The 14,454-nt window shown below is 70.0% G+C and carries 16 protein-coding genes; 9 read left to right on the top strand and 7 right to left on the bottom strand.

Going from position 1 to position 14,454, the window contains the following annotated elements:
- Window positions 1–15: 15 nt before the first annotated feature.
- The 5 genes from AB0M01_RS02895 to AB0M01_RS02875 are packed head-to-tail and all read right to left on the bottom strand — an operon-like array spanning window position 16 to window position 5,662.
- Entirely contained in the window at window positions 16–1,599 is a 1,584-nt protein-coding gene (locus tag AB0M01_RS02895; RefSeq protein ID WP_363665155.1) for a glucoamylase family protein, read from the bottom strand.
- A 16-nt stretch (window positions 1,600–1,615) separates the two neighbouring features.
- Window positions 1,616–2,428 carry a carbohydrate ABC transporter permease gene (locus AB0M01_RS02890; RefSeq protein ID WP_363665154.1) on the bottom strand — a complete coding sequence of 271 codons (813 nt, stop codon included), beginning with the start codon at window positions 2,426–2,428 and terminating at the stop codon, window positions 1,616–1,618.
- Window positions 2,428–3,306 (bottom strand): sugar ABC transporter permease, encoded by an 879-nt coding sequence (locus AB0M01_RS02885; RefSeq protein ID WP_363665153.1) that lies wholly within the window; start codon window positions 3,304–3,306, stop codon window positions 2,428–2,430. The genes AB0M01_RS02890 and AB0M01_RS02885 overlap by 1 nt, the downstream gene beginning before the upstream one ends.
- Window positions 3,307–3,309: 3 nt before the next feature.
- Window positions 3,310–4,602: a sugar ABC transporter substrate-binding protein gene (locus AB0M01_RS02880; protein ID WP_363665152.1), complete on the bottom strand. Its 1,293-nt coding sequence runs from the start codon at window positions 4,600–4,602 to the stop codon at window positions 3,310–3,312.
- 10 nt (window positions 4,603–4,612) lie between these two features.
- Complete coding sequence (locus AB0M01_RS02875) at window positions 4,613–5,662, bottom strand: LacI family DNA-binding transcriptional regulator (RefSeq protein WP_363665151.1); 1,050 nt, start codon at window positions 5,660–5,662, stop codon at window positions 4,613–4,615.
- A gap of 115 nt (window positions 5,663–5,777) precedes the next feature.
- Here AB0M01_RS02875 and AB0M01_RS02870 point away from each other — a divergent pair, with 115 nt between their 5' ends.
- Window positions 5,778–6,365 carry a histidine phosphatase family protein gene (locus AB0M01_RS02870; protein WP_363665150.1) on the top strand — a complete coding sequence of 196 codons (588 nt, stop codon included), beginning with the start codon at window positions 5,778–5,780 and terminating at the stop codon, window positions 6,363–6,365.
- On the opposite strand, the gene AB0M01_RS02865 is transcribed toward AB0M01_RS02870, so the two are convergent.
- On the bottom strand, window positions 6,350–7,108 hold the full coding sequence (locus AB0M01_RS02865; RefSeq protein ID WP_363665149.1) for a GNAT family N-acetyltransferase: 759 nt from the start codon (window positions 7,106–7,108) through the stop codon (window positions 6,350–6,352). The genes AB0M01_RS02870 and AB0M01_RS02865 overlap by 16 nt on opposite strands.
- Window positions 7,109–7,150: 42 nt before the next feature.
- On the bottom strand, window positions 7,151–7,555 hold the full coding sequence (locus AB0M01_RS02860; protein ID WP_363665148.1) for an NUDIX domain-containing protein: 405 nt from the start codon (window positions 7,553–7,555) through the stop codon (window positions 7,151–7,153).
- Window positions 7,556–7,636: 81 nt separating this feature from the next.
- Between AB0M01_RS02860 and AB0M01_RS02855 the strand changes: the two genes are divergently transcribed.
- The 8 genes from AB0M01_RS02855 to AB0M01_RS02820 all read left to right on the top strand — a co-directional run bounded on the left by AB0M01_RS02855 (window position 7,637) and on the right by AB0M01_RS02820 (window position 14,411).
- Entirely contained in the window at window positions 7,637–8,518 is an 882-nt protein-coding gene (locus AB0M01_RS02855) for a PHP domain-containing protein (protein WP_363665147.1), read from the top strand.
- Window positions 8,515–9,132, top strand: a complete 618-nt coding sequence (locus AB0M01_RS02850; RefSeq protein WP_363665146.1) for a MarC family protein — start codon at window positions 8,515–8,517, stop codon at window positions 9,130–9,132. The genes AB0M01_RS02855 and AB0M01_RS02850 overlap by 4 nt, the downstream gene beginning before the upstream one ends.
- A gap of 56 nt (window positions 9,133–9,188) precedes the next feature.
- Window positions 9,189–10,025 (top strand): alpha/beta hydrolase, encoded by an 837-nt coding sequence (locus tag AB0M01_RS02845; RefSeq protein WP_363665145.1) that lies wholly within the window; start codon window positions 9,189–9,191, stop codon window positions 10,023–10,025.
- 195 nt (window positions 10,026–10,220) lie between these two features.
- Complete coding sequence (locus tag AB0M01_RS02840; RefSeq protein WP_363665144.1) at window positions 10,221–11,012, top strand: ABC-2 family transporter protein; 792 nt, start codon at window positions 10,221–10,223, stop codon at window positions 11,010–11,012.
- Window positions 11,005–11,823, top strand: a complete 819-nt coding sequence (locus tag AB0M01_RS02835) for an ABC transporter permease (RefSeq protein ID WP_363665143.1) — start codon at window positions 11,005–11,007, stop codon at window positions 11,821–11,823. Before AB0M01_RS02840 ends, AB0M01_RS02835 begins: the two co-directional genes overlap by 8 nt.
- A 6-nt stretch (window positions 11,824–11,829) precedes the next feature.
- Entirely contained in the window at window positions 11,830–12,777 is a 948-nt protein-coding gene (locus AB0M01_RS02830) for an ATP-binding cassette domain-containing protein (protein WP_363665142.1), read from the top strand.
- Between the two features lie 90 nt (window positions 12,778–12,867).
- Window positions 12,868–13,383, top strand: coding sequence for an RNA polymerase sigma factor (locus tag AB0M01_RS02825; RefSeq protein WP_363665141.1), 516 nt, complete (start codon window positions 12,868–12,870; stop codon window positions 13,381–13,383).
- Window positions 13,380–14,411 (top strand): hypothetical protein, encoded by a 1,032-nt coding sequence (locus AB0M01_RS02820; protein WP_363665140.1) that lies wholly within the window; start codon window positions 13,380–13,382, stop codon window positions 14,409–14,411. The genes AB0M01_RS02825 and AB0M01_RS02820 overlap by 4 nt, the downstream gene beginning before the upstream one ends.
- Window positions 14,412–14,454: the final 43 nt, after the last annotated feature.

Genomic DNA, 14,454 nt, shown 5'->3' with positions numbered 1-14,454 from the left:
CTCCCGTGAGTCAGATCAGTCGAGCCCGGCGGTGAACTGCTCCATCGCGATCAGCGGTTTGACGTGCCGCTCGACCGGGCCGCGGCTGAAGTTGCGCCGGATCACGTCGTTGCCGAAGACGTTGCCGATGGCACCCATCACCATGGCCTGGTCGAGCGACAGGTAGCGCTTGGCGATCGTCCCCGACTTCACCGCGACCGAGTCGTAGAACCCACCTCCGGCGTACGCCTTGAGCCTGGACTCGATGCGCGCCAGGTTGTCGATCGCCTGCCGCGGCGCGTACTGCATGGCCAGGAACGCCGCGTGCGGCGTCACCACACCGTCGCCGTACGCCGGGTTCGGGTTGACGCCCTCGCGGCAGCCCTCGAAACCGGCGTCGAAGTTGGTCGCCTCCAGGTCGGACGGGTAGCCGTTCGGGTCCATCCCGATCGCGTCCACGCCGTACACGCTGTAGCCGCCCTTGGGGTTGGAGGCCGGCGAGAAGCCCCAGTACCCGTACTTCGCGTCGTCGAGCCCGTGCTCGATGTGCGCCCGGACGGTCAGTGGGTGGTTGATCGCCCAGCTCTTCGTCGCCCAGCGACCCTCCGGCACGAACAGGTCCGGCATCAGCGACTCGAACATGTCGCCACCCCACGACGGCACCAGCCGCATCCCGCGGTAGGAGTAGCTGCCCTCGAACACGTCGATGCCGAGGTACGTCCGGGTCACGCCGACCGGCCGCTGCTCGACCCACGACCAGTCGCAGGAGTCCGGGAACGTCCGGTACGTCGCGAAGTACTGCTGCGGCGGCACCTGCCCGAGCGCGATCCCGATGTACGGCGCGATCCGCGCCTCGGTGTTGCAGGTGTCGTAGTGGAACTTGCGGTAGTACACGTCCGGCCCGGTCCCGGCGTGGTTGCCCTTGTCGGTCTCCTCGTCCGGCGGCGGCGTCTCGAAGAACCCGCCGCGCATCAGCCCGGCCCCGACGCCCGGCCGCGCGTCCGGGTTGTAGTAGTAGGCGAAGTTCATCTTGCCGAGCAGCCCGTCGGCCAGCCGCCGCACCCGCGGCTCGGCGTTGCGCACGACCATCAGCGCGGCCGCGAACCAGCCGTTGTCGACGCTCGACACGAACGGCGTGATCTCCCGGGTGCCGTCGGGGTCGACGTGCAGCACCTCGCCGGTCGCCTCGTCGTACCAGTTGAAGTACATGCCGCTCGGCTCGTGGTGGTCGACGCGGGTCATCGTGGTCAGCGTCTGCGTGAGCCGGCGCAGCGACTCCTGCGGGGAGATGATCCCCAGCTCCTTCGCGACCACGGTGCTCCAGAGGTACCCGCCGATGTTGGTCGGCGAGGTGTACTTGCTGCGCACCGGCTCGGTGACCGAGGCGCCGATGTTGTCGGCGGGCAGACCGGTCCTCTCGTCGGTCATCGCGACCAGGCTGCGCCAGGTGTCGCGAGCCCACCGACCGACCAGCGCGCGATCGTGTCGATTCGGTTGCCAGCCGCCTTTCAACAAGTCTGCGGGAGTGCGCGTCCCTCCGTAGGCCGGAACAGCTGATCCGACAAGTGCGGCAGTTCCTGTGGCGGCTAACAGCGTGCGGCGACTGATGTTGGCGGTCATCTACGTCTCCTAGCGATTATTTGAGTCCGGTGATCGCGATGCCCTTGGTGACGTGCCGCTGGAAGACCAGGAACATCACCAGCACCGGTACGACGACCACGACCGCGCCGGCCATCAGCAGGCCGTAGTTCTGCGCGTTCTGCCCGGTCGAGTACAGCGCCAGGGCGACGGGAAGGGTGTACTTGTCCTCGGTCTGGGCGATCACCAGCGGCCAGAGGAAGTTGTTCCAGGAGCCGAGGAAGGTCAGGATCCCGAGGGTGGCCAGCGCGGGCCGGGTCAGCGGCAGCATGATCCGGGCGAAGATGCCCAGCTCGCTGGTGCCGTCGACACGGCCGGCGTCCATCAGGTCGTCGGGCAGCCCGGAGAAGAACTGCCGCATCAGGAACACGCCGAACGGCGAGACCAGGAACGGCAGGATCAGGCCCGGGTAGCTGTTGGCCAGCCCGGCGTTGGTGACGAACACGAACAGCGGCACGAAGGTGACCATCCCGGGCACCATCAGCGTCGCCAGCACCAGCACGAACAGCGCGTTGCGGCCCTTGAACCGCAGCTTGGCCAGCGCGTACCCGATCATCGAGCAGAACGCGAGGTTGCCGGCCGTCACGGCCAGCGCCACCACCGTCGAGTTCAGGAAGTAGCGCGGGAAGTTGGCCTTGCCGAACAGGTCGTCGTAGTTCTGCGTGGTCGGTGCCTCGGGCAACCAGGTCGGCGGGACCCGGAGCAGCTCGCCCTGGGTCTTGAAGCTGCCGAGCAGCATCCAGACGAACGGCGCCGCGACCGCGACCAGCCCGAGCACGCCGATCAGGTAGATCCACCAGGTGCGGCGCATCACTTCTCCCTCAGCAGCCGGAACTGGATGAACGTGATCACGGCGATCACCACGAACAGGATGTAGGCCATCGACGTGGCCAGCCCGTAGTTGCCGAAACCGAACTGCTGGTAGGTGTACATCGACACCGACAGCGTCGAGTTCAGCGGACCGCCCTGGGTCATCACCAGCGGTTCCTCGAAGAACTGCAGGTAGCCGATCCCGGTGGTGACGCTGGTGAACAGCACGGTCGGGCGCAGCAGCGGCAGGATCAGGTACCGGAACCGTTGCCACGCGCCCGCACCGTCGATCTGGCCGGCCTCCTCGACGGTCTGCGGGATGCCCTGCAGACCGGCCAGGAAGATGATCATCGCCGACCCGAAGTTGCGCCAGACCGCCATCGCGATCAGCGACGGCATCGCCCAGGTCTTCGAGGCCAGCCAGTTCGGGCCGTCGATCCCGAACCAGCCCAGCACGGTGTTCAGCAGACCGGCGTCCGGGGCCAGCACGAACCGCCAGATCACCGCGATCGCGACGATCGAGGTCACCACTGGCAGGTAGTAGCCGACCTTGAACAGCGCCTGGAACCGCTTGATGCCGCGGTCCAGCAGCACCGCCGCGGCCAGCGCGACCGCCAGCGTCACCGGGACGCCGACGATCACGAAGTACGCCGTGTTGAACGCGGCCTTGCGGAACGTCTCGTCGGACAACGCCTTCACGTAGTTGTCGAGCCCGACGCCCTCGACCGCGAACGGCGTCCGCAGGTCACGCTGCTTGATGTCGGTGAAGCTCATCCCGAACGAGCCCAGCACCGGTCCGGCCGTGAAGGCCAGGAACAGCACCACGAACGGCAGGACGAGGATCCACGCGGCGGTGGTTTCTCGCCTGAGCGATCGCATCGGTCAGCTACCGGTACCGATCGACGCGGCCTTGGCCTGGATCGCCTTCGCGGTCTCCTCCGGCGACTGCCCGGACTTGGCCAGCTTCTCCACCTCGGCGTCGAACGCGGTCGCGACCTGCTCCCAGTTCACGATCGCCGGCGGCGCCTTCGCGGTCTCCAGCTGCTTGCCGAAGACCGGCAGCAGCGGGTCGTTGGCGATGCTCGGGTCCTTCCAGGCGGCCTGGACGGCCGGCAGGTCGGTGGACAGCTTGAACCAGTCGGCCTGGGTCTTGCCGTCGGACAGCCACTTGACCAGCTTCCAGGCGCTGTCCTTGTTCTTGCTGGCCTTGAACACGACGAAGTTGCTGCCGCCGACGAACGACGTGGAGGTCTTGTTCTTCGGCAGCTCGAAGACGCCGATGTTCGGCTTGATCTTGTCGCCACCGAGCTTGGCGATCGAGCCCGCCATCCACGGCCCGGAGATGAACATCGGGACCTGGCCGCTGACGAACTGCGCCTCGGTCTGGTTCGGCGGCAGGTCGGTCCCGGCCAGCTTCTCGGTGAAGAACGACTGGTAGTACTTCAGCCCCTCCTGCACCTCCGGGGTGTCCAGCGTGAACTGCTTGTCGTCGTCGCTGGTGATGCTCGCGCCCGCCGACCAGGCGAACGGCATCACGGTCTGCCAGGAGCCCTGCCCGCCCGGCTGCAGGTTGATCCCGTACTGCGCACCGGCCTTGTCCTTCATCGCCTTGGCCATCGCCTTCAGCCCGTCCCAGTCGGTCGGGGGAGTGGTGATGCCCGCCTTGGCGGCCAGGTCCTTGCGGTAGTAGACGACCCGCGTCTCGACGTACCAGGGCACGCCGTACCCGACGTCGCCGACCTTGGTGGTGTCCAGCGCGCCGGGGAAGAAGCTCGCGGTGTCGATCCCGGACGGTGTCGGGTCGAGCGCGCCGAGGTCGGCGAACTCACCCATCCAGGTGGTGCCGACCATCGCCGCGTCCGGCAGCGACTGCGCGGTGATCGCGGTGGTGAACTTGTTGTGCGCGGCGTCCCACGGGATCGGCGTCACCTTCACCTTGACGCCCGGGTTGGCCTGCTCGAACGCGGCGGTCAGCTTGGGCAGGTTCTCGCCCTCGGTGCCCATCGCCCACACGGTCAGTTCGCCGGTGGCCGGGTCGCTGCCGATGCTGGTGGAGGCCTGCGGTTGCGACTCGGGGGAGTCCTCGGACCGGCCGCAGCCGGCCAGGGCCAGCGCCGCGGCGGTGAGTACGGCGCCGCCGGTCACCAGCCGGCGACGGGTGCTCTGGGTGATCATGCTCGTCTCCTCAGTTGTGTACTGCAGTTGCCGTGCCGTCCCCCGGTGCGGTGCCGCAGGAGTCCCGCAGCACCAGTTCTGTCGGTAGTACGTCGTTGCGCGCGCGGGTGCGCTCACCCGTCACGCGTTCGTGCAGCCGCTGGGCGGCCAGCCGGCCGAGCTCGGCCATCGGCTGCCGCACGGTGGTCAGCCCCGGTGACACGTAGCGGGCGGCCATCACGTCGTCCCAGCCGGTGACGACGACGTCCTCCGGTACGGCGACGCCGCCGGCCCGCAGGCCTTTGAGCAGCGCGAGCGCGAGCTCGTCGTTGGCGCAGACGAGGCCTTCCGGCCGACCCCCGCCACCGGTTGCCTTGAGCAACGTCTCGGCCAGCGCGGTTCCGGCCGCCTCGGTCAGCGGCACCCGCTCCGGCTCCGGCGCGCTCAGACCCCGAGCGCTCATCGCCTTCGCGAACCCGGCGTAGCGCTCCGACACGTCGTACGAGCTGGCCGGATCTCCCACGAACAGCAGCTCCCGCCGCCTGTGGTCGAGCAACCGCGCCGTCAGCTCCTCCGCACTCGCCGCGCTCTCGGTCCGCACCGAGTCGCACCCCGTCACCGGCGGATGCGCGACCACCACCACGGGCACGTTCGCCCGCTTCAGGTCGCGGATCACCTCCAGCCCCAGAGCGTTGCCGTGCACAACGACCCCGTCGACCCGGCTGGCCAGGTCGCGCACCGTCCTCGACGGATCCGGGTTCCCGTGCGTGACGGTCAGGACGACGCTCTGCCCGTGCTCGCCGGCCCAGCGCTCGTAGCCCATCAGCAGGTCGCCGTAGAACGGGCCGGCCAGGTCGGGCAGCACGAGCCCGTGCGCCTCGTGCCGTTGCACCGCGAGGCTTCGGGCGGCCCGCAGTGGAACGTAGTTCAGCTCGTGCGCCGCCTGGTCGACCCGGGCCCGCGCCTTCGCCGACACCGGTCCGGTGCCCTGCAGGACCCGCGAGACCGTCGCGATCGACAGCTGCGCGAGCGCGGCGACGTCGTAGATCGTCGCCGGCCGGCCGGTCGGTCCGGAGGGCATCGCGGACTCCTTCAGGGTGGAGTGGAAGCGCTTACAGTTTTCGACCCTGCCTTGTCCCGGGGTGGTTGGTCAAGGGTTCGGGGCTGCTCGATCCGCGGTCTGAGACGATGGATCGGTGACCACACACGCAGCGTCAGGGGAGCGGAAGGACCGGCTCTGGCTGGTCCGCCACGGCGAGACCGAGTGGAGCAGGTCGGGCAAGCACACGTCGACGACCGACCTGCCGCTGACCGCGGAGGGTGAGCGGATCGCGGGGGCGCTGCGCGACCGGCTGCAGGGGCACGAGTTCGACCTGGTGCTGACCAGCCCGCGGCAGCGCGCCCGGCGGACCGCCGAACTGGCCGGCTTCGCGGACGCCGAGGTCGACGACGACCTGGTCGAGTGGGACTACGGCGACTACGAAGGCATCACCACCGCGCAGATCCGCGAGACCGTGCCCGGCTGGACGGTCTGGGCGAATCCCGTACCCAACGGCGAAACCCCGGCCCAGGTCGCGGCGCGGCTCGACCGGGTGAACGCGCGGATCGCGGCCGTCGACGGGGACGTGCTGGTCTTCGGTCACTCGCACGCGTTGCGCGCGCTGACGGCGCGCTGGCTGGAGCTCGACGTCACCGAGGGCCGCCACTTCGTGCTCGGTACGGCGACGGTCTCGATCCTGGGCTGGGAGCGGGGTTCACCCGCGATCCATCAGTGGAACTCGTAGATCCTGATCTCGCCGACGGTGCGGAACCCGAGCCGTTCGTACACGGGCTTTCCGGCTGACGACGCACCCAGTACGGCGTACTGGGCGTTGCTGCCGCGGACAGCATGCCGGGTGATCGCGGCCCCGATCCCTTGTCTTCTCGCCTCGGGCACGGTCATCACGAAGTACACCCCGGCGACGTCCCCGGTCCGGAAGATCGTTGCCGTGGCCACCGGTTCGCCGTCGAGCCGCGCCAGGTAGTGCGCCCAGGGATCGCCGAAGCCCTCCCGCCGGTAGATCTCCGAAACCCAGTCCGCCTCGAGCTTGCCCTCGCCGAACCCGCGGGCCAGCGTCTCCGCCCAGACGACGAGCTCGTCCTCGGACTCGACCTCGCGGATCTCCAACCCAGCCGGCCCCAACGGCTCCTGCGTCAACTCGTCGAGCGCGAGCGCCATCGCAGGCTCGCTGCCGCCGTCCTCGAACCCGGCGGACAGCAGCTTCGGACCGAGCTCGTCCGGCCGTAGCGAGGGCCCGACATGCCAGCTACCGGGCACGTTGCGCTCCCGCATCAGCGCGAGCGACTCTGCGATCGCGGCGTCGGCCCCGGCGAGATCCACCGCCACCACCGCGTTGTGATAGTCGAGCGGCGACCCACCGATCGTCCACCGCGCCCGCCCGTCGTCGCGCTGCACGCCCCCACCGGCAGCGCCCATCCGCATCAGCAGCTCGGCCAGGTTGTCCTCGACCGCTCCGATCAGATCCATCGCCTCAGTCTGCTCGCCCGCCCTGACACGGTCATCTCGGTTTCAGCCGGGAAGCGCGTTCCACTGCGCGAGCGTCGAGGCCAGCAGCGTCGCCGTCGGCAGGTCGTGGAACTCGTCCAAACTCACGAACCGCGCGTCGTCGGCGTCGTCGCCCGCCTTCAGTACTCCACCCACCGGCTCCGCCTCGTAGTCCCGGATCACGTACAGCCGCTGGCCCGGCGCCTCCCGCTCGACCTCGCCGACCAGGTCCCCGACGACCACCTGGAGACCGGTTTCCTCGGCGACCTCACGCGCCACAGCGGTCGGGTCGTCCTCACCGGGCTCGACCCGTCCGCCCGGCAGCGACCACAGGCCGCGGCCGGGCTCGTTGGCCCGCTGAACCAGCAGCAGGCGGCGCTGGTCGTCGTACACGAGGGCCCCGACACAGTCGATCCGGTCACGCTCCATGTGGATAACAGTAAGGAGAGCAGGCCGGTCCGGATACCATCAGCGTCGAGAGTTTGTCCAGAGAAGGGATCCCGATCACCCGTGCGCATCGACCTGCACACCCACTCCAACCGCTCGGACGGCACCGACCCGGTCGACGTCCTGATCGCGCACGCGAAGCGGGACGGCCTGGACGTGATCGCGCTCACCGATCACGACACGGCCGACGGGTGGGCCGAGGGCCGGCGTGCCGCGGAGGAGCTCGGGATCGGTTTCGTGCCCGGGATCGAGATCTCCTGCAAGCTGCAGGGCATCGGCGTGCACCTGCTCGCCTACCTGCCCGACCCGTCGTACCAGCCGCTGGCCGACGAGCTGCGGCTGGTCCGCGACGGCCGCACCGACCGGATCCCCTCGATCGTCGCCCGGCTGAACGGGCTCGGCGTCGACCTCACCGTCGACGACGTCCTCGCCCAGGCGACCGGTACGCCGTCGGTCGGCCGCCCGCACGTCGCCGACGCGCTGGTCGCGAAGGGCGTGGTCGCCGACCGCGGCGAGGCGTTCGACCGGTTCCTGGCCGACGGGCGCCCGGGCCACATCTCGCACTACGCGATCGAGCCGGGCCGGGCGATCGACCTGGTCCGCGAGGCCGGCGGCGTACCGGTGATCGCGCACCCGTGGGGCCGCTCCAGCCGCAAGGTGATCACCGCCGAGACGATCGCCCGCCTGGTCGCCGAGCACGGGCTGGCCGGGATCGAGGTCGACCACCAGGACCACGCGCCGCAGTCGCGGGAGACGCTGCGCGGGATCGCCGAGGAGCTCGGCATCATCTGGACCGGCTCCAGCGACCACCACGGCCTCGGCAAGGTGAACCACGAGCTCGGGGTGAACTCGACCGACCCCGAGCAGTTCCAGCGGCTGCTCGAGGTCGCCAAGGTCAACGCGGCCGCCAGCGCCGCCCAGGTCCCCGAGGCGTACCTGCCGTGAGCTCCGTGATCAACTTCGGCCTGCTCAGCGAGGTCTTCGTCACGCTGTTCGTGATCATGGACCCGCCCGGCACGGTGCCCGTCTTCATCTCCCTGACCGCCGGCCAGTCCCGCGCGGTCCGCAAAAAGGCCGCCTGGCAAGCGGTCCTGGTCGCCTTCGGCGTGATCGTCGTCTTCGCCGCCTTCGGCCAGCAGATCCTGCACAACCTGGGCATCACGCTTCCCGCCCTCCAGGCGGCCGGCGGCTTGCTCCTCCTGCTGATCGCTCTGCAACTCCTCACCGACACCGCCGAGGACCCGGTTCAGACGAAGAACGTCAACATCGCCTTCGTCCCCCTGGGCACCCCGCTGCTGGCCGGCCCCGGCGCCATCGTCGCCACCATGGTCTTCGTCCAGCGCGCCGACGGCTCCCTCCCCGAGGTCGTGGCGATCTCGGTCGGCATCGTCCTCATCCACCTGGTGATGTGGCTGACGCTGCGCTTCTCCGGCGTCATCATGCGCATCCTCGGCGAGAACGGCGTCCTCCTGGTCACCCGCATCGCGGGTCTCCTCCTGAGCGCCATCGCCGTCCAACTGGTCGCCGACGCGGTATCGGACTTCATCAAGGCCGGCTGAGCGCCGTACCAGCGCCGTGTGCGTGGCGTGCCAGTGGGCGCGCGCAGGGTGGGGGCATGACGACGAAGACCGTGAACAAGTTGGTTGTGCCCGGTGCGACGCTGCACTACGAGGTGACCGGGAGCGGGCCGGTGCTGCTGCTCGTGGCCGGGGGATTCACCGACGGTGGGATCTTCGACTCGGTGGTCGGGCAGTTGGCGGCGGACTACACGGTGGTGACCTACGACCCGCGGGGGAACTCGCGGAGCCCGTACGACGGGGCTGCGGTCGACGATCGGGTCGAGCAGTCGGCGGAGGACGCGCTGGCGGTGATCGACGCGGTCGGCGGCGGGGCGGCGTACGTGTTCGGGAGTTCGTCGGGGGCGGTGACCGGGATCGAGTTGATCACGCGGTGGCCGGAGCGGGTTCGGATGCTGGTGGCGCACGAGCCGCCGGTGGTCGGGGTGCTGCCGGACGCCGAGACCGCGCACGCGTTCTTCGAGGACGTGCACAGTACGTTCGCCGAGGACGGGGTGAGCGCGGCGTTGCGGTTGTTCGCGGGTGGGCTGGGGCTGGACGAGGACGAGCCGCCGGCGCCGGAGGACCTGTGGCCGGAGTACCGGCAGGCACTGGAGCGGATGATGGGGAACACCGACACGTTCTTCGCGCACAAGTTGTTGCCGTTCACCCGCTATCGGCCTGACCTGGCGGCGCTGCGTGAGGTGGCCGGGAACATCGTGCCCGCGGCGGGTGCCGACTCGGCGGAACACCTTCCGGCGCGCCCGATCGGCGTGATCGCGGACGCGATCGGCTGGCCGGTCGTCACCTTCCCGGGCGGGCACACCGGGTACGCCTCGCACCCGGTGCCGTTCGCGACGCTGCTGCACCGGCTGCTGGAGTCCGACCAGGGCTGACCCGCCCGGTCGCGGCAATTCAGGTTGACGCTCCGCGGGCGTCCGGCGTACCGTCGCTGCTCTTGTCTTGACAACGGCATGCTCACGCGTGCCGGCACAGTGGTGTCCGAACCCCCGGGTCCTTCTGGATCCGGGGTTGTTCAGCGTGCCGCTGTGCTCACGGACACCACTTTCGGCTGACGAAAGGAGGTTGCCGTGGGCGTCTACTGGGCGATCGCGACGCGGTCGTTCCGGCGCTTCTCGACGTACCGGATCGCCACCGCGTCGGGTGCGTTCACCAACACCGTGTTCGGGTTCATCTTCTGTGGCGTCTACCTGACCCTGTGGGGGCAGCGGCCGAACCTCGGCGGGTACGACGTGACCGACGCGCTCACCTTCGTCTGGCTGCAGCAGGGGCTGCTGGTGCCGATCGGGATCTTCGGCGCGAGCACCACGATCGAGCTCGGCGAGCGGGTCCGGACCGGCGCGATCGCCGTCGACCTGTACCGGCCGACGCACCTGATGCTGTGGTGGCTGTCGATGGATCTCGGCCGGGCGTCGTTCGAGCTGATCGCCCGTGGCGGCGTCCCGCTGCTGGTCGGGTCACTGGTCTTCGACCTGCGCTTCCCGGCGTCGCCGCTGCAGGGGCTCGCGGTCGGGGTCGCGCTGCTGTTCGGGATCCTGGTCAGCTTCGGGATCCGGTACCTGGTCGCGCTGTCCGGCTTCTGGATCACCGACTCGCGTGGGCTGGAGGGGTTCGCGCTGGTGCTGTCGCTGTTCTTCTCCGGCACGATCCTGCCGCTGGTGGTGTTCCCGGGCTGGTTCGGCGAGTTCGCCCGGGCGACGCCGTGGGCCGCGACGATGCAGGTGCCGATCGACGTGTGGCTCGGGCAGACGGCGCCGGCCGCGGCGCTCGGGTTCCAGCTCGGCTGGATCGTCGTACTGCTGCTCACCGGCCGGCTCGCGACCACGCTGGCGACCCGGAAGGTGGTGATCCAGGGTGGGTGAGATCTCGTTGCGCAAGGCACCGGGTCAGTACTGGATGCTGGTGCTGATGTGGATCCGGTCGTCGCTGGCCTACCCGGCGTCGTTCGTGCTGATGCTGATCGGGTCGGCGCTGATCACGGTGACCGACTTCGTCGCGGTGCTGATCATGTTCAGCCACCTGGAGAGCTTCGGCGGGTTCGGGCTGGGCGAGATGGCGCTGCTGTACGGGACCGCGTCGATGACGCTCGGGATCGCCGACCTGATCACCGGTTCGATCGAGCGGATCGGGCAGCGGATCCGCAGCGGCGACCTGGACGTCTGGCTGGTCCGGCCGGTGCCGGCCTTCGTCCAGGCGATCGCCGACAACTTCGCGCTCCGGCGGCTCGGCCGCCCGTTGCAGGCCGGGCTGATCCTCGGGCTCGGGATCGGTGCTGTGGGCATCGACTGGACGGTGCTGAAGGTGGTCTTCCTGGTCGTGTCGCTGCTCAGCGGCGCGGTGATCTTCGGCGCGATCTTCGTGCTCGGCGGGGCGTTCCAGTTCGTCTCGATCGACTCGGCCGAGGTCACCAACTCGTTCACCTACGGCGGCCAGCAGCTCACCCAGTACCCGCTGGCGATCTTCGGGAAGGAGATCGTCCGCGCCGTCACGTTCGTCGTACCGCTGGCCTTCGTCAACTACTACCCGGTGCTCTACCTGCTGGGGAAACCGGCCCCGCTGGGCCTGCCGTCCTGGATCGGCCTGCTCGCCCCGGTCGTCGCCGCCGTGATGACCGGGATCGCCGCGCTGGCCTGGCGCGGCGGACTCCGGCGCTACCGCAGTACAGGGAGCTGATTCGTCGTGCCCGTGATCGAGCTGGACCAGGTGTCCCGCGCCTTCACCGTCTCCACCCGCACCGGCTGGCGCCGCACCCACCGCGAGGTGCGTGCCGTCGACGACCTGTCGTTCACCGTCGAGCCCGGCGAGGTGATGGGCTACATCGGCCCGAACGGCGCCGGCAAGTCGACCACGATCAAGATGCTGACCGGCATCCTGGTCCCGACCGCCGGCACCATCCGGGTCGCCGGTGTCGACCCGTCCCGGCACCGCACCCGGCTGGCCCGCCGGATCGGCGTCGTCTTCGGCCAGCGCACCACGCTGTGGTGGGACCTCCCGCTGAAGGACTCGTTCGCCGTCCTGCAGAAGATGTACGGCGTACCGCGGGCCCGGCACGCCGAGAACCTCGCGACCTTCGTCGAGCTGCTCGACCTCGGCGACCTCCTCGACGTCCCGGTCCGCCAGCTCTCGCTCGGCCAGCGGATGCGCGGTGACATCGCCGCCGCGCTCCTGCACGACCCCGAGATCGTCTACCTCGACGAGCCGACCATCGGCCTCGACGTCGTCAGCAAGACCCGCCTCCGCTCCTTCCTGGCCGAGCTCAACAAGGACCGCGGCACCACGGTCATCCTCACCACCCACGACCTCGACGACATCGAGGCCCTCTGCACCCGCGTGATGGTCATCGACCACGGCCACCAGGTCTACGACGGCACCCTCACCGGCCTGCGCAACTCCCAGTCCGCACCCCGCACTCTGGTCGTCGACCTCGCCACGCCGCACCCACCCATCACCCTCGAAGGCGCCACCGTCACCCGCACCGACGGCCCCCGCCAGTGGCTCTCCTTCCCGCCCACCACCTCGGCCGCGCCCTTGGTCGCCCAGATCGCCGCCGGCTACCCGCTGGTCGACCTCTCCGTCCAGGAACCCACCATCGAGTCCATCATCACCAAGCTGTACGCCGCCGGCTGACCGGCGACTTGTGTGACCGGAGCAGGCCGGGTTCGTTGGGGGATTGGGGACAGACCCAACCGGACGCGGGGTGGAGAGGGTAGACAGGGTGTGGCTACGACGATGACCGAGCGGGGTGGGGTGGTGGTGCCTCCGGCGGACGGAGCTGGGTTCGTGGGGTGGGTGCGGCCGCACCTGCCGGCGATGGCACGAGTGGCCGGGCGGCTGGGGGTGGGAGCCGATCGCGACGACATCGTCCAGGAGGCGCTGGCCCGGGCCTGGATGAAGCGCGGCCAGTACGACGCCGACCGCGGCTCCGCGTCGGCCTGGTTGCTGGCGATCACCGCCGACCAGGCCCGCAAGGCCGCGCGACGGGTGCGGCCGGTCACGGAGCTGGTCGAGACCGACGCCGTCGAGACGCGCGGCGATCTCGAAGGGCGGGTGGACGTCGAGCAGGCGATCGGGTCGCTCTCGGCGCGGCAGCGGCTGGCGGTCGACTGCTTCTACTTCGCCGACCTGTCGGTGGCCGACACGGCGGCGGTCATGGGGTGCTCCGAGGGCACCGTCAAATCAACTCTTTCCGACGCGCGGGCGCGCCTGCGGTCCTTGCTGGAGGTCAGCGAATGACACCGACCGACGAGATCGACGAGCTGCTGCGGCAGGCGGGCTCGCGGTGGCGTTCCGACCAGCCCTCGCCGCCCGAGCCGGACCTGGAGCGGATCACCCGGAAACCGCCGCGGCGCTGGGTCGTCCCGGCGCTCGCCGCGGCCGGCGTTGCGGTGATCGCCACCGCGGCGATCATCGTGCTGCCGAACCGGGACGAGCCGGTGGTTGCCCCGGGCAACGGCAAGGAGCACCCGCTGCAGGTGCGCGACGGCGACAAGGTCGAGGTCACCGGTGAGGTGATCGCGGCTCCCGGCGTACCGGTGCAGTACTGCCTGCCGGTGCCGACGGCCGCGCCGCTCGAGGCCGGTACGCCGAAGCCGCCGGCCTGTGCGCCGGGGGCCGGGGTCGACCTGACCGGTGTGGACCTGACGCGTCTGGTCGGGCTGAACGTCATCGGCGGCGTGACGTCGGGCAACGCGCGGCTGGTCGGGGTGTGGAAGGCCGGATCGATCGCGGTCGAGGAGCAGAGCGCTCCGCCGCCGGTCGAGCCGGGTGACGCCGCACCTGCAGTGACCTGTGCGCCGCCCGCCGGCGGCTGGAAGGCGGGCGACGCGAGCGAGTCGATCACGCCGGCGGTCGAGCAGTACGTGAAGAGCCGGGCGAGCGCCCTGCAGAACCCGTGGATCGGCTGGCCCGAGGGCTTCCCGACCGAGACGACGCCGGGCACGTCCCCGACCAAGCCGAGCGTGCTGATGATCGGTGTCGCCCACGGCGACCTGGCGACCGTACGCCGTGACCTGCAGCCGCTGGTCAAGGGCAACCTGTGCGTGACCCAGGTGAAGGTGAGCCAGTCCGAGGCGCTCGCGCAGCACAAGGCGGTCGACGCGCTGCCGACGGCGGAGTACGGGATCACGGCGGTCGGGATCGGCGTGGGCGACCGGCCGGTGCGGGTGGAGCTGCGGATGGTGGACGAGAAGCTGCTGAACGCGCTGCGGCCGATCGGGATCGACACGATCGACCTGCAGCCGTACATCCGCCCGGTCAGCTGACGCGGAACCCTCCCGGACGAACGCCCGTCCGGGAGGGCGCCCG

The sequence above is a fragment of the Kribbella sp. NPDC051770 genome (assembly GCF_040681455.1).
In the GTDB taxonomy this organism is placed as follows: Bacteria; Actinomycetota; Actinomycetes; order Propionibacteriales; family Kribbellaceae; genus Kribbella.
This window is presented reverse-complemented; position numbering and strand designations above follow the sequence as displayed.